Here is a 22,585-nt window from a genome sequence, read left to right as displayed (position 1 = left end):
AAGGAGGTTGATCCTCATGCTGCCACGCATCCCGTTAGATGATCGAACGTTCGAAAGCATACTGCAAGAGGCGCGCCGCGGCATTTCTCAGCGACTGCCGGAGTGGACGGACGAGAATACGCATGATCCGGGCATGACGTTCCTGGAGTTATTTTCATGGCTGAGCGAGATGCAGCAATTTTACCTTAGCCGCGTACCCGAGCGAAATTTGCGCAAGTTTATGGATTTGCTCGGAGTTTCCCCTCTCGAAGCTTCATCCGCCGAAGCCGAGGTAAGCTTCGGAAATATCCGCGAGGCGGTCGTGCTTCCAAGAGGCACGAAGCTGCTAGCGGAGGATCAACCGTTCGAGACGCTCTCCGCCGTTAAGCTGCTGCCGCTTGCTATCGACAGGATCGTTACCCGAACGGAATTGGAGGCAAGCGATAGATCCGCGTCCAATACGGGAGGGAACGTCGCATTTTACGCTTTCGGCAGGGAGGCAGCGGCGGATAGCCGCTTATATATCGCATTCGATCGGGAACCGGTCGTCGGCGAAACGATATCGATGCATATCCGATTGGCCGACGATGCGGATTATTCGGAGCAATCCAGCGGAAGATCGCATAACGGAATTATTCCTTCGGCCCGGGTAGCTTGGAAAATATTCGGTTGGGAAGAAGAACACGGAGCCTCTTGGCTGCCTCTCCGATTGTTAGAAGACGACACGCAACATTTAACCTACAGCGGTCGGATTTCTTTCGAGATCACAATGCCGGTGCGACCGGTTATCGTGCATCCCGCCGGCGATCGTCCCCGATATTGGATTAGCTGTACGTTGGAACAATCGGGATACGAACTGCCCCCTCGTATCGATCGCGTGCTGTTGAATACGACCAAGGCGAGACAGCAGGATACGAAAAGCGAGCAGATCGAATACGACGGCGAAGGCGTGTCAAGCCAGTCAATCGTCGAGGATAGTTTCCTTGCCCGTTATGGCAAACTGCGCGTCCAGGTCCGGGAGCGGGATGGGCGTTGGCGGGAATGGAACGAGCTGGCGAGCTTCTCGGGAGCGGAATCCGATAGTCGCGCGTTCGTGGTAGAACGCGAATTCGGCGTCAACGGGCCCGTGACCGTTAGGTTCGGGGATAGCAAACAAGGAGCGATTCCTCCGGAAGGCAAGGGGAACATCAGGCGAATTCATTATACGGAGGATTTTGCTTCGTTATGCTGGATCGGACGAAGCAACGGATTACCGCATCAGAAATTCCAACTCTTCGATCTTCCTTGCAAATGGAGGGAGGGTTTGCTCCTGCAGGTTGGCGTCCGGGAAGCCGACGGCGAGCTGTTATGGGAAGATTGGGAGCCTGTCGAGAACTTCGACAGATCGGGCCCGCTTGATCGCCATTACGTCTATGATCCCGAATCGGGACAGCTGATGTTCGGCAATGACGAGAATGGCGCGATTCCCTCGTCCCATGAAGATTTGAACCTATGCGTCACGTCTTGCGTGCTCGGCGGGGGAGAGCGGGGAAATATTAAGCCGCATCTGCTTAACCATTGGGTTCAGCCGGAGCTGGAAGCTTACGGCTTGACCGCCGATAATGCCGGTTACGGAGTTGGAGGAAGAGAAGGCGAGACGCTGGAGATGAGCTTGGAGCGAGCGCAGCGGGAATGGCAAACTCCCTATTGCGCGGTTACCAATGAAGATTACGTTCGCATTGCCAAGAGCACTCCGGGACTTAAGGTATCCCGCGTGCACGTCATCCCCGATTACGCTCCCGGGCGCGAAAACGCGCCGGGCGCAGTGACCGTCGTTGTCGTACCGCAAGGTTTAAGCGACACTCCTATGCCTAGCGCCGGATTTCTGGCTACGGTAGCGAAACATCTGGACGATAGACGCCTCATTACGACGGAGGTTAGCGTGATCGCGCCGGAATATATCAAAGTAACGGTTCATGCGATCGTCGTCGTCGAGCCCCATTACACGGAAGAGGCTCATCGTATCGTATCGACATTGAACCGACTGCTCACCCCGTTAGACAAGTCGGACGGCATTCAAGGCTGGCCGTTCGGGAGAACGGTTCACAAAGGCGATATCTACGGCGCGATTAGCCGGATCAAGGGAGTCGCTTACGTCCAAGATTTATGGCTGGACGCCGAAGGCCGTTTTCTACGCAAGAGCGCGGGCGGGGACATCGTGCTTCCGGGCAGCGGAATCGTATATTCCGGAGATCATCGGATCGAATTGATTAGCAGAACGCAGCTCTAGCATTCGCGGAGTCAGAGGAGGGATGCAGGTGGAAGGCGGGGCAACATATTTTTCGTTGAATCAACCGGAGCATTGGTCGCGCCGGGGAAGCGGCAGTAATCTCGATATGACGGAAGGCGTCTCGATTAAACGGGGAGAGAAGTACGGCGTTCTCGAATCGATTCATTTAGACGATCTGGAGGGCGTAGGCGAAGTGACCGCCTTCGCCGTAAGCCCCAGGGGACATTTGGTACTGCTCAACGCGGATGGCGACTTGTGGACCTATGATCGCGGAAGTCGGCATCACGAACGACTGTTCGTACCGGGTCATAACCTGTTCACGGCTTCGGCGATGCTAGCCATTTCCGGCGATATCCTGTTCGTCGCCGATGCGGCAGAGGAACCTTCCGTGTCGGCATACGATATGGCTAACGGGCAGCTTCGTTTCCGACGATCGGGACATTTTCTGGATGAAAAGCCTTTTCATCCCCTTGCGATCGCGTCGGATTCGGAAAGTTTGTATATCGTCACGACGAAACATTCTCCTGACGAGCCTACGGCTTCGGATTCGTTAGGCTTCAGGCCATTGGCGCTGATCCGGCTTTCCCTCTCGGGAACGCTGGTCGACGTTTACTGTGATGATCGGTTTACCGCCAAGCTGCCGGAAGGGCAAGAACAATGGAGAGGGACCCAGTTCTTGTCCGTCTCGCCCTTCGGCGATCTCTACGTGCTCGAAACGTGGACTTGCGCGCTCTATATTCTCTCGAAGGAAGAACGCAAGTTGGATCGCCTGCTGATGCCTCCGCTTTATTTTGCCGGAATCGGCGTGGACGCTCGCAGACAGATTTATATTGGCGACGCTAGAGTCATAGGAGAAGACGGGGAAGACGACCGCTTCATCGTCCATTTCAGCCCAAACGGCGAGCTTCAGGACCGGGTGGCCGGATTTCGGGGCAAAGTGAGCGGAATCCTTATCGACGGCAGGGACCGGATGTATATTTGGAACGGGGAATCCAATACGGTCACGGTGTTGGAGCTGCAGCCGCAGACGATGGGATGGGAAGGAAGCACATCGCCGGAAGGCGTATGGCTATCCAAAGCGTTCGACAGCGCCGAAGCGGAGACGGTGTGGCACAAATTCACGCTGGATGCCGACATTCCGGACGGTACGCAAATCCGCGTCTCGTATTACAGCTCCGATTCTCAATTTCTCCCGCTGCAAGGGACGATCTGGAAGGTGGACGACTGGATAGCGGAAGCGAGCCACTCCTATAGGGAAAAGCTCTCCGGAATGGCGGCTTACTGGTCGCAGCCGGTCGTCAATCCTCGGGACGCGTTGTTCTTCGGGGCGAAGGGAAGGTACTTGTGGCTGAAGGTGGAATGGATCGGAAGCGAGAGGCACACGCCGGAGCTTAGACGGTTTCGGGTCTATTTTCCGAGGGAAACCTTGTTATCCTACTTGCCCGCCGTATACCAGGAGGAAGAGAGCAGCCAAGACTTTCTTGCCAGATATTTGTCGCTCTTCGGTACGCTGTTCGATAGCGTGGAGGAACAAATCGACGGCATGTCCAAGCAGTTCGATCGGGAGCGGGTTAACGGAAGGCAGCTTCGCTGGCTGGGCTCTTGGTTAGGATTGGACAGCGACGAGCATTGGCGGGACGATACGATCAGAAGATTGATTCGCGCCGCACCCGAACTGTATCGCTATCGAGGGACGAGGCGAGGCATCGAGAAGCTCGTAGAGACGTTTACCGGCACGGCTCCGATCATCGTCGAGCCCTTTCAATTCAAGGCGATGAGGGAAAACGCGGAAATGCGCTGGCTTACGGATCGATTGTACAGCGATAACCCGTTTACGTTCACCGTCCTGCTCGATCAGAGACAGGCTTCGTCGGACAAAGAACGCGTACTTCTTCGAGGCCTCATCGAGGAGCATAAGCCGGCGTATACGGAAGTCCGTCTGGCGTGGCTTCAGCCTTGGATGTACCTCGATTTACATACTTATCTGGGCATCAATACCGTTCTTGCGGAACCGTCCCTATTCACGCTCCATGCGGATAGGAATATGCCGAACGACACCTTGATAGTGGATCTGGACATGGATGGCAGAATGGACGCGCATACGCGGTTGGGAATGGATTCCGAGTTGGAATAACGATGAAAGAGGAGGGTTTCCGGTGAAAAAGGCAAGAATGTTTCCATTCGAGAGGAACAGGTATTTTTACGGAAAATTGCTGACCGTGCGGGATTTTGAATCGGAGCAGAAGTATTTCAACGACAAGCGGAGATTGTTGAACCGGTTATTGTTCGGCAGCGGCGTCGTCGCGGGCATGCAAGTCGTTCCTGTCGACGACAAGACGATTACGGTCGAGATGGGCGTAGCGATCGATTACTTGGGAAGAGAGATCGTCGTTCCGGCCCCCGTGACCTTGAAGCTGTCGATGATCGACGGGTTTACGAACAACGAGTACAAGAAAAACGTTTATTTGTACGTCGCGTATGATGAAAAAGGTCGCGAGCCCGTTCACGCGGTAGGCAATTCCTCCGTACGGGGCGAAGAGACGAGCGAGTATAATCGCTTCTTGGAAAGCTACAGACTGTACGTGAAGGAAGAGGCGCCATCTCCGCTGAGCTTCGAGCACTCCGGGCTGATGGAAGATATCGTTACGATCTATCAGGATAACGACGTTCGCGTCACGCAGAGAATGCCTAAGTACGCCAATCCGGGCGATGTCGTCGATGTGACCTTGGTCGTAGAGAAAACATTGCAAACTCCGCGCGTTTCTATTGCTTTCGAGTATGCGGCGGATGGTTTCGATGCATTGGATCAAGAAGGGAACCAGGTTCGCTTTCTGGAGCCGGGGGATAAGCAAGATACGGAGTATCGTCTTTCCTATAGCGTGAAGGTGCAAGACCGCCCGGGCACGATCGGCAAGCTGGTTTTGAATTCCGGAGCCACTGAACTGTTCATCGGCGACAATCGGATTCCGCTGGATCATACCGTCAGCCATTCCGTAGAGATCATCGAGCAGCCCGTGGCCGAACGCATTCTGAAAGACTGGTACGAGCGCTCCTTGGATCAAGCGGCGGAAGGGTACGCGGATAGAAATGTTTGCTTGGCGAAAATCGGACTGCTTCAATTAGGACCGACTTACATGATCGAACAGGTGGAGAGAGTTCCCTATGGGGAATATATTCCTAACGCTTCGCTCATGCATAAGATCGCGCACAATAACCGGGCTTCGTCCTTGCATCGTTTCTATGCGGAGTCGCAAGCTTACGAACTGGAATTCGGCAGCAAACCTACGCTTGACGTCGTCTACCATCCTGAACGCAACGCGTTCGATTTTAAGCTGGGGATCCCTAAGCCGCAAGCGATTAACGACGAGATCGCTACCGGAACGATCGATGTGACGATGGATACGCAAGAGCGGTCGGGCATGCGGTTTTTCTCGAGGGGCAAACGAAACTACGTCAGCGAGGAAATCGTCCATGGTCTCGGCGCAGGTCAAGTGACGGTCGTGGTCGGGCTTGAGGAAATTCCGGATGCGAATGCTCCCGTCGGTTCGGGCGGGGCTAAAGTGTACTTCGGCTCCGCTGACGTCTTCAAGGATACGGAATATGAGGCGGTTCTGCCGAATATTACTTTTGGAACGTTGATTTATCCCGATAAGGGCAGCTTCCGGATCGGAATGAAGCTGGCGGGGGCAACGGAAGCGACTTCGCTGCGAGTCCGCTGGTGGGCGTTCAAGAAGTTGGCGGATGGCGGGAACGTTATCGTTTCGAACGTGGAAACCGCGATAAACGAAGCGGCGGCCGGAACCGAGAACAACTAGAAGATGATTTTTTGAATAACCTCTAATAGTCAGACATCACGGCTAACGCGACCATTGAGTGATGAGGAAATGGAGACGTGGTGTTCGATGAGCAAAATATTGCTGTTTCTCGGATTGACTTGGTTGTTCGGGAGCCCTTTCGTCGCGATATTGGTTTTGCTCGTAATCATCTATGTGCTTGAACGCCGATTTATCGGGTTATCTCCTAGCTTGGTTCGTCCTTTCCGAAGGCGCAACGCGATCGCGAAGTGGAAGCGGCTGCTGCACTTAAGCCCTCATGACGTATCGGCCAAATCGGAGCTGGCGCGGTTGCTGATCGAAAGTAAGAAGTATACCCAAGCCAGCGAGATTCTGCAGGGAATCGAGAATCAGATGGACCATTCCGCAGAGTACTGGAGCGACAAGGGAACATGTTCTCTTGCGCTAGGTCGCCTTGAAGAAGGCGAACGGGAGATGAAGAGGGCGCTTGCGATTAGCGCGAGAGTCAAGTACGGGCAACCGTATTTACGGCTTGCGGAATCGTTCGCGAAGTCGGATCCTGCTAAGGCGATTGCCTACTTGCAGGAGTTCAAAGAAGTTAACTCTTCTTCCTGCGAGGCCTATTATCGGCTTGGAATCGTATATGCGAGTTTAGGGAATCCGGGCGAGGCCGCCAACGCTTTCCGGGAATGCCGTCTCCTCTATCGTTCCTTACCAAAGTACATGAGACGCCACGAGCGGAAATGGGCGCTTCGCAGCTTATACCATAGCCGATCTTAAACGGCTAACTCGGGCGAGATAGACTAAATATCAAGGGGCTTTCCGGCTGGGTCTTATAAGACCTAATCGGAAAGCCCCTTCGATCAATCGGATTAAAGGAATTAGTCCGCTACGGACTCCGACTCTTCTTCGGAAGCCTCTGGTTCATGCGCGGCCACTTCGGCTAGGGCAGGCTCGTCCGCCTCGGCTTCGGCAGTAACTTCAGCTACTTCGGCTTCGGCTGCTTCTTCCTCGGCTTCCGCGGATACTTCTTCGGAAGCTTCTTCGGCGGATTGTTCCGCGTCGGCGCTAGCTTCTACGACTTCAGCTTCCTCAGCGACAACCTCGACTTCCTCAGCGGCAGCTTCTACCTCTTCTGCTACGGCTTCAACTTCTGCATCCGCTTCCAATCCCTCAACTGCTACTACTTCTTCCGCATCCATCGATAATACCTCCCGGGGTCCATGATAGGGGGGACAATCCCCTAACATCAACGTTATATCTAAAGTAAAAATGTGGCAACGGTGTTATTTTGTTGGATAATGACTGGTTTAATCGAAAGCGGGGGCACTCGAGTTAATCCGTCTAATAACGTCAGATGTTCCTATGAGAGTCGAATGGAAAAAGTGGCGGAAAATCGGGGGAAGATGCCGTCGGAAGGTCGTTGCGTCATTTTTCAACCTAATCGAAATCTATCATTTTGCTAACGAACGATTCATGGGAAGAAGAATATGAACAACATAGAGGCTGCCATGCGCAGCCTCTATCGAATAATGGGTAATTTATTTAGCCAACGCGCTTACGGAAAGTCTAACCGGAACATCCTTGTTATAGGTGAAAATATACAAGGAATCGTTCCAACTGTAAGCCATCTCGTATTTATCGCCTTGAAGCGTTTCTTTAATTCCTCTAATTTTACTCTTCTTAATGGCTTCCGCCAGTTGCAAGAGTACCGCCTTATTCCAAGTGTTGATCTCGGTAACGGCGTAAGCTTCGGGATTGTCCTCGTCGGCCTTCAGCTTGAATGACAACTGGTGGGCGGAATAAGTAAAGTCCAGAGGCAGCGCCGGCGGGATGATCTCTTCGGGAAGCAACTCGGTTGCATCGGGTAACGGCGGCAACACTTTGATTTTCTTAGCCGCCGATTTCTTCGCGTCTGCGGCCTCGGGAGCAGTCGTCGGCGATGGCGTCGGCGATGGCGTGTCCGTTGGCGTGGTGGCGGACTCCGGTTTGTCCGATGAACCTGTCGCTTCTCCCGATCCGGTAGCGGCCTCGACCGACTTTGGAGTCTCGGTAGCGGAATCCGTACCTGTAGCTTCTCCTGTCGGGGAACCCTTCCCGGCATCCGTCGTCTGTTCCGAACCGGATCCCGGTGCGGTTCCTGTTCCGGAACCCGTTTCCGTTACGGTGCCAGCTTCGCCTGTCGCACTCGGTTCGGTGCTTGTCCCCGATTCCTCGGGGAGCGTTTCCTCGGTAGGCGTTCCAATTTCCTCCGGAAGGACGGTTTCTTCTTCGACGGGAGGCGCATCGGGCGCCCCGAGCAGCTCTTGCAGCTTCGGCAGCGTAATCGCTAAAAATCCTTGCAGATAAATGTCTCCGCCGCGGAAATAACCTTTGTAGATCGTTCCTCCGTCCGCGTCGAGAAGCGAGCCGACGCCTTCGTATTTATCGGCCTTGAACTTGCCGGTGTATAACGCGATTCCCTCGGCGTTAAACGCTTGCCCTTCTCCGTCTTTCTTGCCGCCGACGAAGTTTCCGGCGTACAAGGCGACCCCTTGCTCGTTCATAAGCGAGCCGACGCCGTGATAGTTGCCGAGCAGGAAAGCGCCTTTGTACTTCGCGACGCCCGAAGGGAAGTATTCGATTCCTTCCCCGGACAAGACGCCCCCAAGGAATTGTCCTTCGAACTGCAAAGAACCGTCTTCCCTGTAGAGCTTACCCGGCCCCTCGTATTTCCCTCCGTTAAATCCGCCTTCGTAGACGAGTTTGCCGTTATCGTTGAACAGCTTGCCTGTCCCTTGATAACCTCCGGCGACGAAAGCTCCGGTATACCGAGGCACGCCATCCGCTAGATATAACGTTCCGTCGCCCTCGTATTTCCCGCCGACGAACGCTCCTTCGTACAGCACCGTCCCATCCGGCTTAAACAGCGTTCCTTTGCCCGCATACTGATCCGCGGCGAATTCGCCGCGGTAGAGCAAGAGGCCTTTCTCGTCGTATTGCTCGCCTTTGCCCGCTTTTAAGCCTTGGCTGAAGTCGCCGATATAGAGTAGCGTCCCGTCCGGCGCGAACAGCTTACCGGCCCCGGAATATTGTCCGTTCTCCAGAGGGCCTTGATAGACGAGATTGCCGGCTTCGTCCGTAATTTTCGCTTGTCCGTTAAACCCCTTCGCCATGGCGGCCGAAGCTTCGATCTTAGGAGTTCGGGCGAACCATTTGTCCACGAACTTGGGAGGTTTGATGAATCCGAAGTAAACGATGACTAACGTAAGAATAAGAATGATGACGAATAGTTTCTTGGCTATGTAGAACGTTCCTATTTTCCAATAGTTGTCCAGAGAGCGGAGTTTCCCGCCCATGATGCTTCTCATCCACTTGACTAACCATCTGATGAGGAGCTTGGGAAGCGATTTCGCTCGCTTGAGCGGCATGATGACCATGCGTTTGACCGGTGCAATAAACGGTTTTAATATCGCCTCTATCATCTTATGGCACCTGAATCGTAACTTGTCCAGGATTAACGATCTGTATGACGCCGCCGAAATTGCACATGCATTTGGAAGAGTTGTTCAACGCGGGCATGTTGGCCACGAGCACGGTCGGCGATCCCGGGGCCCAAGGCGCGGCCGTTACGGGCGTGCAAGGCATCGGAGTCAGTGCTCCAAGAGCAGCGGCGGTAGCGGAAGCGACGGCCGGGTTGGCCATGGAGTTGCACATTCCGAACGGCGCGATATTGACGAACGGTTTATTGTCCATAATGTTGGCGATCGGCATGGCCGTCATCGTCCGATTAATCGGAAGCACGTTAAGCATGCCGGGCGCTAGGCCGAATGAGCATTGCAGCGTGGCTCCGCCGCAAACGAGTTGACCCATTTAAACGTCCTCCTATGGGCTTTATCCGCCCGGTTGATCCGATATTTAACCGTTCCAAATCTATCTATTCCATACTACAACATAACCCGAAAAATGTCATTTTATCTGGGAAAAAGGGTGTAAAATGTCGTGGATTATAGTACCATGGAAATAACAGGTTGGCAGACGGAGAAGGCATTAAGTGCGTGTTCTAAATTGGACTTTTGGAACAACCTCTTTAAGCACATGCCAAAAAAGAAGGTAGGATAATATGAAGAAGCTTTCGGTGTTATTGCTGCTCATCGCGCTTGGGGTGACGGGGTTATTCGCCTTTCGGATTCAGGCGAACGGCGGATTGTCGTCAGGTCCATGGAACACGCAGGTTTCTTTGGAGAACTTATCGCGGGTAGCCGAAGCGAAAGCTCCATCGCTCGTTGTCATCGGTCAATCGAAACAGGAGATCCTGCGTCTATCCCCGGAAGGGAAAGTAGAAGCGGAAATCCGTCACGGCAATAACGGCGGGGAATCGCGTCGGGATTATACGGAGGCCGTCGTCGACGGCTCCAATGCGACCATCGTGTTAGACACGGTGTTGGATTCCTACGGCTTGATCGTACAGAGCGAGCAGATCATTCGGTACGACGAGAAAGGGAAATCCCCGGAAGTTCTATACGAGTGGAAAGGAAACGGTTCCAGCAAAAGGATCGGCCAATTGAAAGGTTTGCAAGTAGAGGGGGATATCCTGAGCTTCTTCATTACGACGCCGGAGAAAGTATCCCTCATGCAGCTTCCTCTTTCCGGAGGTCAGCCGGAAGAGGCTTTCTCGTTCCCGTTGCCGGAACACCGTTACTTGTCGGAGATCAAAGGGACCCAGCCCGGCAAAATCTATTACACGACGAAACGCGGGGGGATTTTCCAAGTTACGGAGAAGGGTGCGAGCGAAATCGTTTACCCTCTTTCCAGTATGGACCGCACCCGCAAAAATTTCCCCGAACGGCTGACGATCGACGCGGAAGGTAAATTGCTCTTCATAGACCGGCTGCTGAATTCCGTTACGATCATGGAGCCTGGAAACAAATACATAAACGTTCTGCTAAGCGAGGCTTCGATCGTCAAGTCGGTACCGGGCTTGGAAAGTTATGAAATGATGGACGTGCTCCCTACGGGCAACGGAGGGTACGCGGTCGTGCTGAACGACCGGATATTGATCTATGACACGCAGCACCGTCTATCCGGCGTTCTATCTCAAGTCGGTTATCAAAAAGGGTTGCTGCTGAGCGGGTGGTTGAATTGGGGCGCGGGAATCGCGGGGTTATTGTTGCTCGCGCTATCTCTGTATCTCGTATACAAACACGTGATGAATCGCAAGTTCTCGCTCTTTTTCAAACAATTGATTGTTACCGTTCCGGTTATCGTCGTCAGTATGCTGCTCCTCTCTAACTTCATCTATAATAGCTTCTCGGCGAGAATGGAAGATGAAATGCAGAGAGAGTTGTCGATCTTAGCGCGCAACGGGCAACAGCTCATAGACGGAGACGGATTGGAGAGACTACGTTCTCCGGAAGATTATCGGAACGAAGATTACGAGAACATTCGCGATAAAATGAGTTTCTTGTTCGAAGGCGAGCAAGAGGCCAACCGGCAAGGTTTATACAGCACTTTGTACAAATACGACGATAATCAGCTCTACATTATCATGGACGACGATGACGGCGTTAATATGTTCAAACCGTTCGAAATGAACGAGGAGAACGAAGAGGTGCGTAAATCGGGCGTTATCCGTACCGGTCAATGGGAAGACGCGAACGGCAAATGGATGTACGCCATGGGTCCCGTGTTCAACAGTAAACACGAAGTCGTGGGGATTTACGAGACGGGCCGGGATTTGAGCGTTCTCTATCAGGCGAATCAGAAAATTTATCAGAGTATCCTCAAAAATATCGTGATCATAACTTCCGTCTTGCTGATCGTTATTTTCGCGGGTACGTTCTTCATGCTGTCGACGGTACGTAAATTGCGTCGCAGCGTGATGGAAATGGCGGACGGAAACTGGGATGTCGAAGTAAGCGTCAAAAGTCGCGACGAGGTAGGAGATCTGGGAGAGCAGTTTAACCGGATGGCCAAATACATAAGGCAATATATCGCCGACATTACGCTGTTCTCGGAAGCTTCTTACCGGTTCGTTCCTCAGCAGTTTTTCAAATCGTTAGGAAAGAAAGGCATTCTGGATATCCGCTTAGGCGATCAGGTGCAGCAAGACATGTCGGTCATGGTAGCTAACTTAAGAGGGTTCCGAAGGTTATCGCAGACGCTGTCTCCGATGGAAAATTTCAATTTCATGAATTCGTTCTTGCGGAGGTTCGGCCCTCTTGTCCGTAAAGAAGACGGCTTGATTAGCAAGTACCTCGGCGCGGGTTTCATGGCGTTATTCCCCGGATACGCGGAGGAAGCGTTAAGAGCGGCAATCGCCATTCGCCAGGAACTATCGGAATATAACGCCGGACGCCGTCGCGCGGGTTACGTTCCCGTCGATATCGGCATCGCGATTCATAGAGGTCCGCTCATGATGGGGATTATCGGCGAAGAACGCCGCTGGGAAGGAAACGTGATCTCGGACGACGTTCATCTGACGGCGACGCTGGAGAAGTTATCCGAGGATTTGGGAGCTTCCGTGCTCGTGACGAAAGATTTGTTCGAACAGCTCAGAGAGCCGGAGAGATTCCGCCACCGTTCGCTTGGGCGCATTACGCCGGAGGGACAGGATGCGGCGATAGAGCTCTTTGACATCTACGAAGGCGATTCCGAGCAGCTTCGTCAAGCCAAGGATCGGACGAAAGTGTTGTTCGAGCGGGGGCTAATGCTTTGCCAAGAGGGCCGCTTCTACGATGCGAGGGAAACCTTCGTCGAAGTCATTAAGCAGAATCGGTTGGACAAAGCCGCGAAGTTGTACTTTTTCCTGTGCGACGAGTATTACCAAAAAGGAACATCGACCGGCTGGAACGGAACGTTGGCGGTATAAGGATGTAAGAGGAGAGATAAGTCATGATAACCGGAACATTCGTCATCCATCGTCTGGAAACGGAGGAGCAGGCGTCAAGGATCGTAGACTTCTTCTTCTCTTCGAACTCCTTCGACGATACAAGGTACACGCCCGGAGAAGAAGAGCAATTACGCAGCTTGCCTTACCGTGCGATAAGCGGGCAAGTGATGTTCTGGTACGTAACGAACGAAGACGACGAGATTATCGGGGCGAGCTGCGCCGCCGAGAACGATCAGAAAACCGGAGGCTACAGCTGGGATTACGTCGTCGTTCATCGAGCTTATCGCAGATGGGGAATCGCGGCCGCTTTGCTGGAGCGGATGATCGATTTTCTGCGGCAAGTGTCAGCCCGATATATATTAACTTATACGTGCAGTTTGCCTGAATACAAGACGGTACGGAGATTATTCGAACGGAATCAATTTCAATTGATCGGGACGTGTCCGGATTATTATTTCGACGGAGAAGACAGGCTCATCTATTGGCGGAAAATTTCCTAGTCGCGCTTGATCCCCTTCCATTCATACCGGGAAAAAGAAAGAGAGAATCCATGGACTTACAACGATGGTCGCGCCGGCTTGGCATTAAAGCCGAAGACCGGCGCAAGCTATGGCTGATGGTGCCGGTTTTCCTACTGTGTGGCATCGCCGAGACGCTTAACTACAACGGATTCATGACCCTGTTCAACCAACGGTTCGGCAGCGCCAACTTGCCTTACGTGTATATTGCCGAAGCTGTCATTTTGCCGCTGGAAGCGTGGTTCATGACTTGGCTTGCCGGCAGGTTATCGAAGCCGGATCTCATGCGGGCGATGTATGCCATCATGACGGGAATCGTCTTATTGAATGCAATCATATTGCTGGGGATGAGAGTGACCGGGGAGGACTTCCGGTTTTATTATCCCTTTCTTTTTCTTTCCTCGAGTTTTGTCGTTAGGCAGCAAACCATATTGTTATGGAGCCTTGCGGTAGATTTATGTCCTACGCAGCAAGCCAAACGTCTTATGCCGATGTTCGTGGCGGCGGCAACGTTGGGTGGAGTCGCGGCGGGGATAATTACGCAGATCGTGAGCCCTTTGTTAGGGCCGGATTGGGTTTACGCGTTAGGCCCGGTCTTCTTATTGATCGCTTCGGTTAAATATCGGAAAGTGATAGCGGTCTATTTGGTTCCATTAACGTTGAAAGGTTCGGGGGATTCCGCGCAGGAAGCCGAATCACTTACTTCGATGGATTATTTCCGCAGGACGCTCAAGTCGCCGTTCCTGCTCGGCGTGTTAGGCATGATGACGATTATGCCCGCCTTGTATTTCTTAATGGAGTTCGTTTTCCTGAATACGGCGCATGTCGCCTATCCCGACGAAGCCGATTTCGGGCGGATTTTCGGCATCGTGACCACGTTGTTATTCACTTTGGCATTCTTGCTTCAACTCGTATCCGGGCGCCTGATGGCGTTGCTGGGAGCAAGCAGCATGCTGACGGCGATATCGGGGGTATACGTTTTATCTTTCGCGTTGGTATGGTTGTTAATCGGTTCTCCGATCGTGATGTTAGCCGTATCGGGCGGTTACATGCTGACCTATTTGCTAATCTACTATTCTGCCGAGCCATCGTACCAATTGTTTTACAAAATGCTTCCCCTGCAACAGAGGGACGGATTTCGATATGTCGCTCAAGGTATCGCGACCTTCATGGGTATTTTGCTTGGAGCCGGCCTTCAATTTCTGCACACGGGGCTCGGCTGGGGGTTCCCGGCTTTGGCGGCGATCGGAACGGTCGGCGCCATCGGTTTGTTCGCGCTGACGTGGATCGTCCGGCAATTATATATGAAGGAATTGGTTCAAAGCGTTCAGACATTGGGGTTAGCGGTTGATTTGGAATTAGCCGAATCGTACAAAGGCTTCTATCGCAACGCGCGTACGATGGGCGCCGTTCAAGCGATGCTGCAGCACGAGAGCGAGGAAGCCAGAGAGATAGCGATAAACATTCTTGGACGCAGTAAAGATAAGCGGTATTTGCCGGAGTTGCTTGAGAAGATTAACGACGAGAGCGTCAGAGTCAAGATTGCCTCGCTGAAGGCGATCGATCTATCGGACGCGGATTTGAACGCGATGGTAAAGGTGGCTTCTCTGCTGGAGGACCCTGAACCGGAAGTCCGCAAGGAAGTCGTCGGCAAGCTTGCCCAGATGAAGCATTTATCCTCGCAGGCTTTCTTCTTCTTGCGGATGAAGCTGCTGGATAGCTCGCCGATGGTCGTGGCCGAAGCCGTCAAAGCGATGTACTTGCTGGAAAGCGCGCAAAGCTACGAAGCGTGTTACGAAGTGATCGAGCAGTTGTTGAAGGATGGCGGGGAACCCGCGATCCACGTGTGCCGGGTCGTTGCGGAGTTGAATCTGGATCGGTTCTCTCCCGATGTCGAGAAGCTGTTAGCGGATCCGCATCCGGCGGTTAGGGTGGCTGCGACGGCAAGCTTAGGAGCTCTGAAAAGATTGAAGGTAGTGCCGTTGTTAATCGAACGATTACCTACGGCAGATCAAGAGCTTCTCCGGGTGACGACGCAAGCTTTGGTCGATATGGGCGTAGGCGTCGCGGATAGTCTGAAGAGCATGCTGCCCGATGCATCGCCTCAAGTATGGAGAGCGGCCGTAACGGCATTGTCGCAGCTATTGTCCGATGAAGAAGCGAAAGGCTGGCTTGCGGAGCATGCGACGGATAAACTTGGCAACATAGCGGCAACGGCACTGCTTCCCGAAGCATATCGCAAACTCGGGAGACCGGATCTTGCCGAACTTGCGGAGATGAGACAGTGCGATTTGGAATCCACGATCTATGCTGGCGTGTGGGCGCTTATGGAGCGATTAACGGATGAACAGGTTGTTGCCGCCATTCGCAGGGCGCTGGCCGATCCGGACGAGGAGACGCAAAGCGGCGGCTTGGAAGTGCTTGCGGAAGGCTTAGGGGAGCGGAAGTTATCGCAGAAATTCGCGGCGGTATTGCTGGCGGATAACGATAGAACGGCAGGTCTAACGATAGAATCGGCACGGGAGGCAGTGAATAAGTCCGCTGAAACCTCGGATGACTGGTGGAAAGAAATGGCCACGGAGCTGCGACGCGGAGAGAAGGGGACGGGTATGCAAGAGGAGCAGGGGATTTTAGGAAGATTAAATAAGGTCGTATTCCTCAAAAAAGTACCGTTCTTCGCCGATCTGTCGCTGGAGGAGTTGGGCTTAATCGCGGGAGCGGCTACGGAGGAGAAATTCCCGGACGGATATTTCCTTCTGAAGCGCGGCGAGGGGAACCCGGCTATGTACGTTATTATCGAAGGAAACGTAGAGTTAACGAGTATATCCGCCGCAGGTTGGGAAGGTACGCTAGGCGTGCTTGGCGCAGGCGAGGTGTGCGGAGCGACGTCCGCCTTGGACGAATCTCCTTCCTCGGTCACGGCCCAAGCTTTCTTCGGGGACATTCGCGTCTTGGCCTTGCAACGCGAAGACGTTACCCGTCTTGTACGCCTTTACCCCGAGATCGGCATCGGTCTACTGCGGGCATCCTTAGCGCGTATTCGTCTGCTGGAAGAGATGATGATGAAGATTGATTCTTAAGAAGGCGCGTTCTGGTTCGGTGGCAACGGGGGAGATGGCCATGATCGGCACGGCGGCGGGCGGATTCAGCGAGAGCGAATCTATCCAATCGACTAACTGATGTTCAACAGGGGAGAGCTTACGATGAATAGATTATACGCTAATGTTAAGGCAGCGAAAGGGTTCTCCAATGCGATACTGTGTATGGTTGTGCTTTTCGCGAGCATGGGGCTAGGACTTACGATCGGTTCAGGCACTTTGAACGCGGAAGGAAAGGCGAACGTCCGGACGGATATTTCTTTCGATTACGATAGCCGTACCGACTCTAAGCAATGGATTCCGAGAGCCACGATTACTTCCGGAGATTTCTCGAATGGCAATATTACGGTTGATAAGTATTCTTTTCCGGAGTTTGCGTTGGAGGCTCCAGCCAAGGGAGAGCTTAGCGACAATTGCGGATTCAAGAAAAATAATGTCCACTGGGTTCAAACGTCTAAAGGAGACAAAGTTTATTGGGCCGATTGTTACTCTGTAAAAGCTTCTTCTTCCTCAATCGGTTTTATGAAAATCGTGTCCCGTTTATATGAGTTCGATGTCGCAACGAAACAAATAAAGTTAGTTAAAGAAGCACCCGACCGCTTCATCGACTTCTATCCTTCGTTCGGAGGGTATTCAATCTACAAGAAGGACTATTACAACGATCAGGTGGGTACCGATCGGTTTCATATCTATTCGATAGCCACGAATAAGCTGGTGAAGAAGGTTCATTCTGTCAACGGAGAAGGTTCCGAGAATGCGATAATGAACCGTTACAACCGTGCTCCGGCACCGGGCGCGTTGATCGTCATTGAACTTACGCAGACGAAAGTCGAACCGGGCTCCGATAAGTTTTATTCAAAACTCGGGAACATGTATTACATCGAACGTACATTGGAACTATTTAAGGATGGCAAGAGCAAGGAGCTTGTTTTCAACAAAAATCAGGCGTCCAGGGAATGGGAAAAGAAGGTTGGCGTCTTGCTGTATGCCAAATACTACGACTCCAAGAAAAAGCAGTGGTTCGTCGGATATTCCACCAATAATGGCAAAAGCTTCACTTCAATTAGCCAGACAGGCATGGATGCGACAGCCGCTTTCTCTCCTAATAACAAGTACGTCATCGTGACGGAGGTTCCGCTAAATCGGAACAAGCGGAGTAAAACGGTAGATTACAGTACGACGATCGTAGATGCCGCGACAGGCAAAACTCTTCGAAAGCTGCCGATTTTCGGGAGCAACAATTTCTATCATACGTTTTATTGGAAATATGGAGACGAAATGGTCGGTGTCTATTTCTTTGATTACAAAGGCTCGAAAGATGGATACTTGAACTTATCTTCGGGGAAATTCACGTTGGCGTCAGACTATGCAGAACGCTGGAAAGTAAGCAAGAACTCCGGTTCGTTCGCCGACCTGCTATCTCCCGAAACGCCTCCTCGGCTTATCTTGGACGGCAAACCGGTAAGCTTCGAGGAACAAGGGCCATTCCTGGCAGCCGATGGGCAATGGTATGTTGGAGTCTCGGATTTCGCCGAGGCCGTTAAAGCTAGGATGACGGAATCGAGAGGCATAGTAACTTTAAGCAACGGAGCGGAGAGCATCAAGCTCAAGTCCGACGCTTTAATCTCGCTGAACGGTCTTGTTTACGCTCCAGTCAACGAACTGACGGCCGGCTTCGGAATCGTGGCCGCCTTCGATCATGGATTGCCAGGGGAGAACGGTAAAAGACAACTTTTCCTATATAGCAACCGCATGAACCAAGAGCAGTTTCTAGCCACATATCCCGAAGCTGTACGAGTCAACAACCAAGCTTTCTATCGCAGCATCGGCGGCAATCAAGTGGAGCGGGTAACGGGTGCCAAAACGGAGGGTTATGCGACGTACGGGATTTACAACGAGCTCTATTTTACGTTTAAGGACGGCAAGCTAATAAGCATCGACAACGGTTTGTACCCCTCGGCGACAATGAAAGGGTTACAGAACTATGAAGACAAATTTAATTCCGTTATCCAAGCATACGGAGCCGCAAAATCAATCAAATCGGGCAGCGGCGAAATATTGGTGTATCCTTCGAAAGATCATATGAAGGTTTTCTATTTCGTAGGTAAAGAGCTGCAAAGGGTGTTCTACGTCCCTATTGAGAAGTAAGTTGGGAGTTGGGGGAGGCTTGCAGCAACGGTTATGCTAATGGCGGTTAAGTCGCATTTAGGCCGCGATTTTATCGAGTGCCGAGCGCCGTTATTGGACAGGAATTCGGCTCCCGGAGCGAAATAGCGGCGCTGAGCACCGTTATTGGACCGGAAACCGGCTCCCTGAGTGAAATAGCGGTGCTGAGCACCGTTATCGGACAGGAATTCGGCTTCCGGAGTGAAATAGCGGTGCTGAGCACCGTTAGTGGACAGGAATTCGGTAGCGTCAAGTAGTCTGTGTAGTAGGTTTTTCCATCGGGACGATGGATAGAAAAAATCAATTTGTTTAAGGTCGTGTGACTTGAGGCGCGTAGCTCAAGCGAAGGCGCGGGAGCTACCGCTTTATGTCCTTTGTCTTGAATATTTCTCAGTGTACATCTTCTCAAATGCTGCTTTGGTGTCCGGGTCTACAAAGCCTCGAATTGCTCTTCCGCACCATTTCTCATTGTAGTCTAGGGATTGGAGGTAGATGATTTTCTCTGCTGCTTCAATGTTAGTTAGACTATTCATTGGCTTCAGGCGCTTGCGTAACTCTTTGTTCGTCCGTTCAATGGGGTTCGAAGTGTAAATCGCAGGTCGTGTGAGTGCTGGGAACTTGTAGAAGGTCAGTAACGTCGGGAGTTGTTCCTCCCACGACTTCACTTCCTTCGGATATTGCTTGCTCCATTTGGCTTTGAACCCATCGAAGACCGCCAAAGCTACATCGCCATCGAATGCCGTGTATACACCCTTCAAATCTTCGAGAAACTCGGTTTTATCGTTGACTCGAATTTTTGGAAAGGTACTTCTCACTTTATGGACGATACAATGCTGCACATCGGCTTGAGGATACACTGCTCGAAAAGCTTCCTCAAGTCCAGGTAGTCCGTCAAAAACGCCAACTAGTACTTCGGTTGCTCCGCGGTTCTTTAAGTCAATTAAGACCTCTTTCCAAACGTTAGAACTCTCTTGGCCACCGACGTAAAATCCTAGAATTTGACGTATCCCTTTCTCGTCGATACCCATGACCAAGTAAACAGCCTCGCTACTGACTGTATTACGTTTGAGCTTAACATAGAGGCCGTCCAAATAGATAACGGAGTAGCGTTTCTCTAGCGGGCGCTTCTGCCACTGTTCGATGTCCTCCATAACCGTCTGAGTAATGTTACTGATGGTGGTCGGAGAATACTGAGTACCGAACATGCTCTCGATGAACTTGGCAACTTCGCGTGTGCTCATTCCGCCTTTGTACATATGAATGATGGCCTCTTCCAGCCAGCCTTCCCTACGTTGGTAGGGTTGGAACAAACGTGTTTGAAAAGTCCCTTTACGGTCGCGAGGAACTTGGAGTTCGTTTATGGTTCCGTAACGGGTTTGGAACGTACGCTTGTAGTGACCATTACGACTGTTTCGCTGATCCTGTTGCTCGTTAAGCATGTAGTTCTTAATTTCTTCACGCATGAGCAGTTCTAGTTTCTCCTGCAACAGCTTTTTTACAGCATTTTCAAGTAGATTGTCGTACGCATTTTCGGATATAGTAGTCATCGAGTAGGGCTCCTTCTTGGTGATGTCGTAATCCCGAGGATACCCTACTTTTTTGTTGCCTGTTAAGGCTCCAAATGTTGGTACACAGACTACTTTACATCATCAGGAATTCGGCTCCCGCAGTGAAATAGCGGTGCTGAGCACCGTTATTGGACAGGAATTCGGCTCCCGGAGCGAAATAGCGGTGCTGAGCACCGTTATTGGACAGGAATTCGGCTTCCGGAGCGAAATAGCGGTGCTGAGCACCGTTATCGGACAGGAAACCGATTCTCGTAGCAAAATAGCGGTGCTGAGCACCGTTATTGGACAGGAAACCGGCTCCTGGAGTGAAATAGCGGTGCTGAGCACCGTTAACGGACAGGAATTCGGCTTCCGGAGTGAAATAGCGGTGCTGAGCACCGTTATTGGACAGGAAACCGATTCTCGTAGCGAAATAGCGGTGCTGAGCACCGTTATTGGACGGAGTTCCCCTCCCCGAGTTAGATAAAGTCGAACCTTGTTCAACGCTGTCTACTAGGTGATTTCTAGTACGATTGCGCTGTAGAAAAGCGCACGAAAAGTTGACTTTGAACGGGCATTCACGTATATTGGTCGGCAAAGCCTTGCTAACGTGGATCGCAGTCCGGCGGCTCTATTAGGTTGTGCAGTGGCAGATGGAGCGTCGGATGAGGCAATAGAGTTGTAATGTGTTCTTAAGTGGATAGCGGTGTTGGAATGGAATCGGAGGAATTAGAGGGATGAGTGGAGCGGGGCGGAATCGACAGCACGGTGGACAAAAGCAATCGGGCGGCGGTAATGAGCGAAGGGGCCGTGCGGATCGCGGGAACGCGAGTTCGGGCAACGGTTCGAGATCGGGAACAGGTTCGAGGTCCGGAACAGGATCGGGGCTGGGAGCAGAATCAAAGTCCGGAACAAGCTCGAAGTTAGGATCAGGTTCGAGGTCGGAACCAGGATCGAGATCCGGATCAGGGGCGAGAACAGAGTCGCGATATGGGGCTGGCTCAAGCGCGGGATCTTCTAGAAGATTTAGCGAACGAAGCCCGCAAGGTGGACGCAATGATCGTAATGAACGAAATGACCGAAATGAACGGAGTCCTAGACCGGAAACTTCGAATCGCGGCGGTTCGCTTGGAAGTAAGCCTAGGGGCAGGAGCCGGGTTGATTCGAATAGATCGCCCCTCGCGCGTGGAGCAAATCTCGCTGGGAACGGAAATGTCGCCGGCACAGCGGGGAATCGCGGCGGTCGAAGCGAGGGTGGAGGAAGTCAGCCCGTTCTCGGTATGGGCAGAATTAAAGGTGAATGGATGGAAATCCGTTTACCTGACAACCTGATCGGTGCTCCAATGTCGATCATAAGCCGGGTGCTACCGCTGCCTCCTAAGATGATATCCAAATTACTGCAAACGAAAGGCTGTCTTTTACAGGGGCCGAATTTGAGACTTCATTTGTTCCCAAGGGAAAATCGGGATTTTCCTTCCGACTGGATGGAGCTTAATATTTTATATGAGGATGAGTTTACTCTAATCGTCAATAAACCGGCAGGCATCGAGGTACATCCGAGCGAGAAAGGGCAACGAAAGACTCTTGCCCACGCCGTTGCTGCCTACTACGAGATGTCCGGCCAAGACGTAAGAATCCGTCATGTTCATCGGATAGACAAGGATACGACGGGGCCGGTATTATACGCCAAGAACGAGTTTGCTCACTATCAATACGATAAGGCGATGCGCGAGAAAACCATCGAACGCATCTACGTCGCGCTGGCCGAAGGTTACGTAGAAGGTAACAAAGGCAAGATCGACAAACCGATCGGACAGGACCGCCATCACTCCACGCGTCGCCGAGTTAGCGACACTGGAGATCCGGCGGTAACCCATTTCGAGGTGATGGAGCGTTTGGCGGATCATTCGCTTGTCCGACTCCGATTAGAAACGGGACGTACGCATCAAATCAGGGTTCATCTTTCGTCGATCAATCATCCGCTTGCGGGAGACGGAATGTATGGAGGATCCCGCGGCGTGATTTCCCGACAAGCCTTGCACGGCGAGCGACTCATTTGGAATCATCCATGGACGGGCGAGAAGCAGCAAGTTACCGCGCCTTTGCCCGACGATTTTAATCAAGCGCTGAATAAGCTGCGCGGCCATTAACTCGACGGCGCCGAACCTGGAAATAAGCCTGCCCAGCCGGCTTAAATCCCCGAAAACGGCGCCGAACCCGGAAATAAGCCTGCCCAGCCGGCTTAAATCCCCAGAAATGGCGCCAAACTCGGAAATAAGCCTGCTCAGCCGGCTTAAATCCTCAGAAACGGCGCCGAACCCGGAAATAAGCCTGCCCAGCCGG

16 protein-coding genes are annotated in these 22,585 nt (G+C 52.3%); 11 read left to right on the top strand and 5 right to left on the bottom strand.

Features of this window, described 5'->3' with window-relative positions:
- Positions 1-16 precede the first annotated feature (16 nt).
- The 4 genes from HH215_RS15160 (at position 17) to HH215_RS15145 (ending at position 6,822) form a co-directional block, all read left to right on the top strand.
- Complete coding sequence (locus HH215_RS15160; protein ID WP_169280668.1) at positions 17-2,248, top strand: putative baseplate assembly protein; 2,232 nt, start codon at positions 17-19, stop codon at positions 2,246-2,248.
- Positions 2,249-2,276: 28 nt separating this feature from the next.
- A complete protein-coding gene (locus tag HH215_RS15155) occupies positions 2,277-4,382 on the top strand; it encodes a phage tail protein (RefSeq protein ID WP_169280667.1) in 2,106 nt (701 codons plus the stop codon).
- Positions 4,383-4,404: 22 nt separating this feature from the next.
- A complete protein-coding gene (locus HH215_RS15150) occupies positions 4,405-6,063 on the top strand; it encodes a hypothetical protein (protein ID WP_169280666.1) in 1,659 nt (552 codons plus the stop codon).
- 87 nt (positions 6,064-6,150) lie between these two features.
- Complete coding sequence (locus tag HH215_RS15145) at positions 6,151-6,822, top strand: tetratricopeptide repeat protein (RefSeq protein WP_169280665.1); 672 nt, start codon at positions 6,151-6,153, stop codon at positions 6,820-6,822.
- 101 nt (positions 6,823-6,923) lie between these two features.
- On the opposite strand, the gene HH215_RS15140 is transcribed toward HH215_RS15145, so the two are convergent.
- The 3 genes from HH215_RS15140 to HH215_RS15130 all read right to left on the bottom strand — a co-directional run bounded on the left by HH215_RS15140 (position 6,924) and on the right by HH215_RS15130 (position 9,894).
- Positions 6,924-7,244, bottom strand: a complete 321-nt coding sequence (locus HH215_RS15140; RefSeq protein ID WP_169280664.1) for a hypothetical protein — start codon at positions 7,242-7,244, stop codon at positions 6,924-6,926.
- 339 nt (positions 7,245-7,583) lie between these two features.
- Positions 7,584-9,506, bottom strand: coding sequence for an MORN repeat-containing protein (locus tag HH215_RS15135; protein WP_169280663.1), 1,923 nt, complete (start codon positions 9,504-9,506; stop codon positions 7,584-7,586).
- A gap of 1 nt (position 9,507) precedes the next feature.
- Positions 9,508-9,894 (bottom strand): DUF4280 domain-containing protein, encoded by a 387-nt coding sequence (locus HH215_RS15130; protein WP_169280662.1) that lies wholly within the window; start codon positions 9,892-9,894, stop codon positions 9,508-9,510.
- A gap of 250 nt (positions 9,895-10,144) precedes the next feature.
- Between HH215_RS15130 and HH215_RS15125 the strand changes: the two genes are divergently transcribed.
- The 4 genes from HH215_RS15125 (at position 10,145) to HH215_RS15110 (ending at position 18,677) form a co-directional block, all read left to right on the top strand.
- Complete coding sequence (locus HH215_RS15125; RefSeq protein WP_169280661.1) at positions 10,145-12,892, top strand: adenylate/guanylate cyclase domain-containing protein; 2,748 nt, start codon at positions 10,145-10,147, stop codon at positions 12,890-12,892.
- A gap of 23 nt (positions 12,893-12,915) precedes the next feature.
- Positions 12,916-13,413, top strand: coding sequence for a GNAT family N-acetyltransferase (locus tag HH215_RS15120; protein WP_169280660.1), 498 nt, complete (start codon positions 12,916-12,918; stop codon positions 13,411-13,413).
- A gap of 50 nt (positions 13,414-13,463) precedes the next feature.
- Entirely contained in the window at positions 13,464-16,511 is a 3,048-nt protein-coding gene (locus HH215_RS15115) for a cyclic nucleotide-binding domain-containing protein (RefSeq protein WP_169280659.1), read from the top strand.
- A gap of 123 nt (positions 16,512-16,634) precedes the next feature.
- A complete protein-coding gene (locus tag HH215_RS15110; RefSeq protein ID WP_169280658.1) occupies positions 16,635-18,677 on the top strand; it encodes a hypothetical protein in 2,043 nt (680 codons plus the stop codon).
- A gap of 383 nt (positions 18,678-19,060) precedes the next feature.
- Here HH215_RS15110 and HH215_RS15105 read toward each other — a convergent pair whose 3' ends face one another.
- Together HH215_RS15105 and HH215_RS15100 are read right to left on the bottom strand one after the other, a co-directional pair.
- Positions 19,061-20,242: an IS256 family transposase gene (locus HH215_RS15105; protein ID WP_169280657.1), complete on the bottom strand. Its 1,182-nt coding sequence runs from the start codon at positions 20,240-20,242 to the stop codon at positions 19,061-19,063.
- A gap of 94 nt (positions 20,243-20,336) precedes the next feature.
- Positions 20,337-20,840 carry a hypothetical protein gene (locus tag HH215_RS15100; protein ID WP_169280656.1) on the bottom strand — a complete coding sequence of 168 codons (504 nt, stop codon included), beginning with the start codon at positions 20,838-20,840 and terminating at the stop codon, positions 20,337-20,339.
- 143 nt (positions 20,841-20,983) lie between these two features.
- On the opposite strand from HH215_RS15100, the gene HH215_RS15095 reads away from it, so the two are divergent.
- The 3 genes from HH215_RS15095 (at position 20,984) to HH215_RS15085 (ending at position 22,392) form a co-directional block, all read left to right on the top strand.
- The gene (locus HH215_RS15095) at positions 20,984-21,169 is read left to right on the top strand and encodes a hypothetical protein (RefSeq protein ID WP_169280655.1); all 186 of its coding nucleotides are present in this window, start codon (positions 20,984-20,986) and stop codon (positions 21,167-21,169) included.
- A 63-nt stretch (positions 21,170-21,232) separates the two neighbouring features.
- Positions 21,233-21,574, top strand: a complete 342-nt coding sequence (locus HH215_RS15090; protein WP_169280654.1) for a hypothetical protein — start codon at positions 21,233-21,235, stop codon at positions 21,572-21,574.
- Positions 21,547-22,392 (top strand): RluA family pseudouridine synthase, encoded by an 846-nt coding sequence (locus HH215_RS15085; protein WP_254450495.1) that lies wholly within the window; start codon positions 21,547-21,549, stop codon positions 22,390-22,392. Before HH215_RS15090 ends, HH215_RS15085 begins: the two co-directional genes overlap by 28 nt.
- Positions 22,393-22,585 lie beyond the last annotated feature (193 nt).

Origin of the sequence: Cohnella herbarum (assembly GCF_012849095.1) — a bacterium.
Classification (GTDB): domain Bacteria; phylum Bacillota; class Bacilli; order Paenibacillales; family Paenibacillaceae; genus Cohnella; species Cohnella herbarum.
Note: the sequence above shows the minus strand (reverse complement) of the source record. Positions and strands in the feature narration are given on the sequence as shown.

Excerpts from the sequence above, each read along its gene's own strand:
- HH215_RS15160 (WP_169280668.1), top strand. The coding sequence starts at position 17 with ATGCTGCCACGCATCCCGTTAGATGATCGAACGTTCGAAAGCATACTG.
- HH215_RS15145 (WP_169280665.1), top strand. The coding sequence starts at position 6,151 with ATGAGCAAAATATTGCTGTTTCTCGGATTGACTTGGTTGTTCGGGAGC.
- HH215_RS15140 (WP_169280664.1), bottom strand. The coding sequence starts at position 7,244 with ATGGATGCGGAAGAAGTAGTAGCAGTTGAGGGATTGGAAGCGGATGCA.
- HH215_RS15135 (WP_169280663.1), bottom strand. The coding sequence starts at position 9,506 with ATGATAGAGGCGATATTAAAACCGTTTATTGCACCGGTCAAACGCATG.
- HH215_RS15130 (WP_169280662.1), bottom strand. The coding sequence starts at position 9,894 with ATGGGTCAACTCGTTTGCGGCGGAGCCACGCTGCAATGCTCATTCGGC.
- HH215_RS15125 (WP_169280661.1), top strand. The coding sequence starts at position 10,145 with ATGAAGAAGCTTTCGGTGTTATTGCTGCTCATCGCGCTTGGGGTGACG.
- HH215_RS15120 (WP_169280660.1), top strand. The coding sequence starts at position 12,916 with ATGATAACCGGAACATTCGTCATCCATCGTCTGGAAACGGAGGAGCAG.
- HH215_RS15115 (WP_169280659.1), top strand. The coding sequence starts at position 13,464 with ATGGACTTACAACGATGGTCGCGCCGGCTTGGCATTAAAGCCGAAGAC.
- HH215_RS15110 (WP_169280658.1), top strand. The coding sequence starts at position 16,635 with ATGAATAGATTATACGCTAATGTTAAGGCAGCGAAAGGGTTCTCCAAT.
- HH215_RS15105 (WP_169280657.1), bottom strand. The coding sequence starts at position 20,242 with ATGACTACTATATCCGAAAATGCGTACGACAATCTACTTGAAAATGCT.
- HH215_RS15090 (WP_169280654.1), top strand. The coding sequence starts at position 21,233 with ATGGGGCTGGCTCAAGCGCGGGATCTTCTAGAAGATTTAGCGAACGAA.
- HH215_RS15085 (WP_254450495.1), top strand. The coding sequence starts at position 21,547 with ATGGAAATCCGTTTACCTGACAACCTGATCGGTGCTCCAATGTCGATC.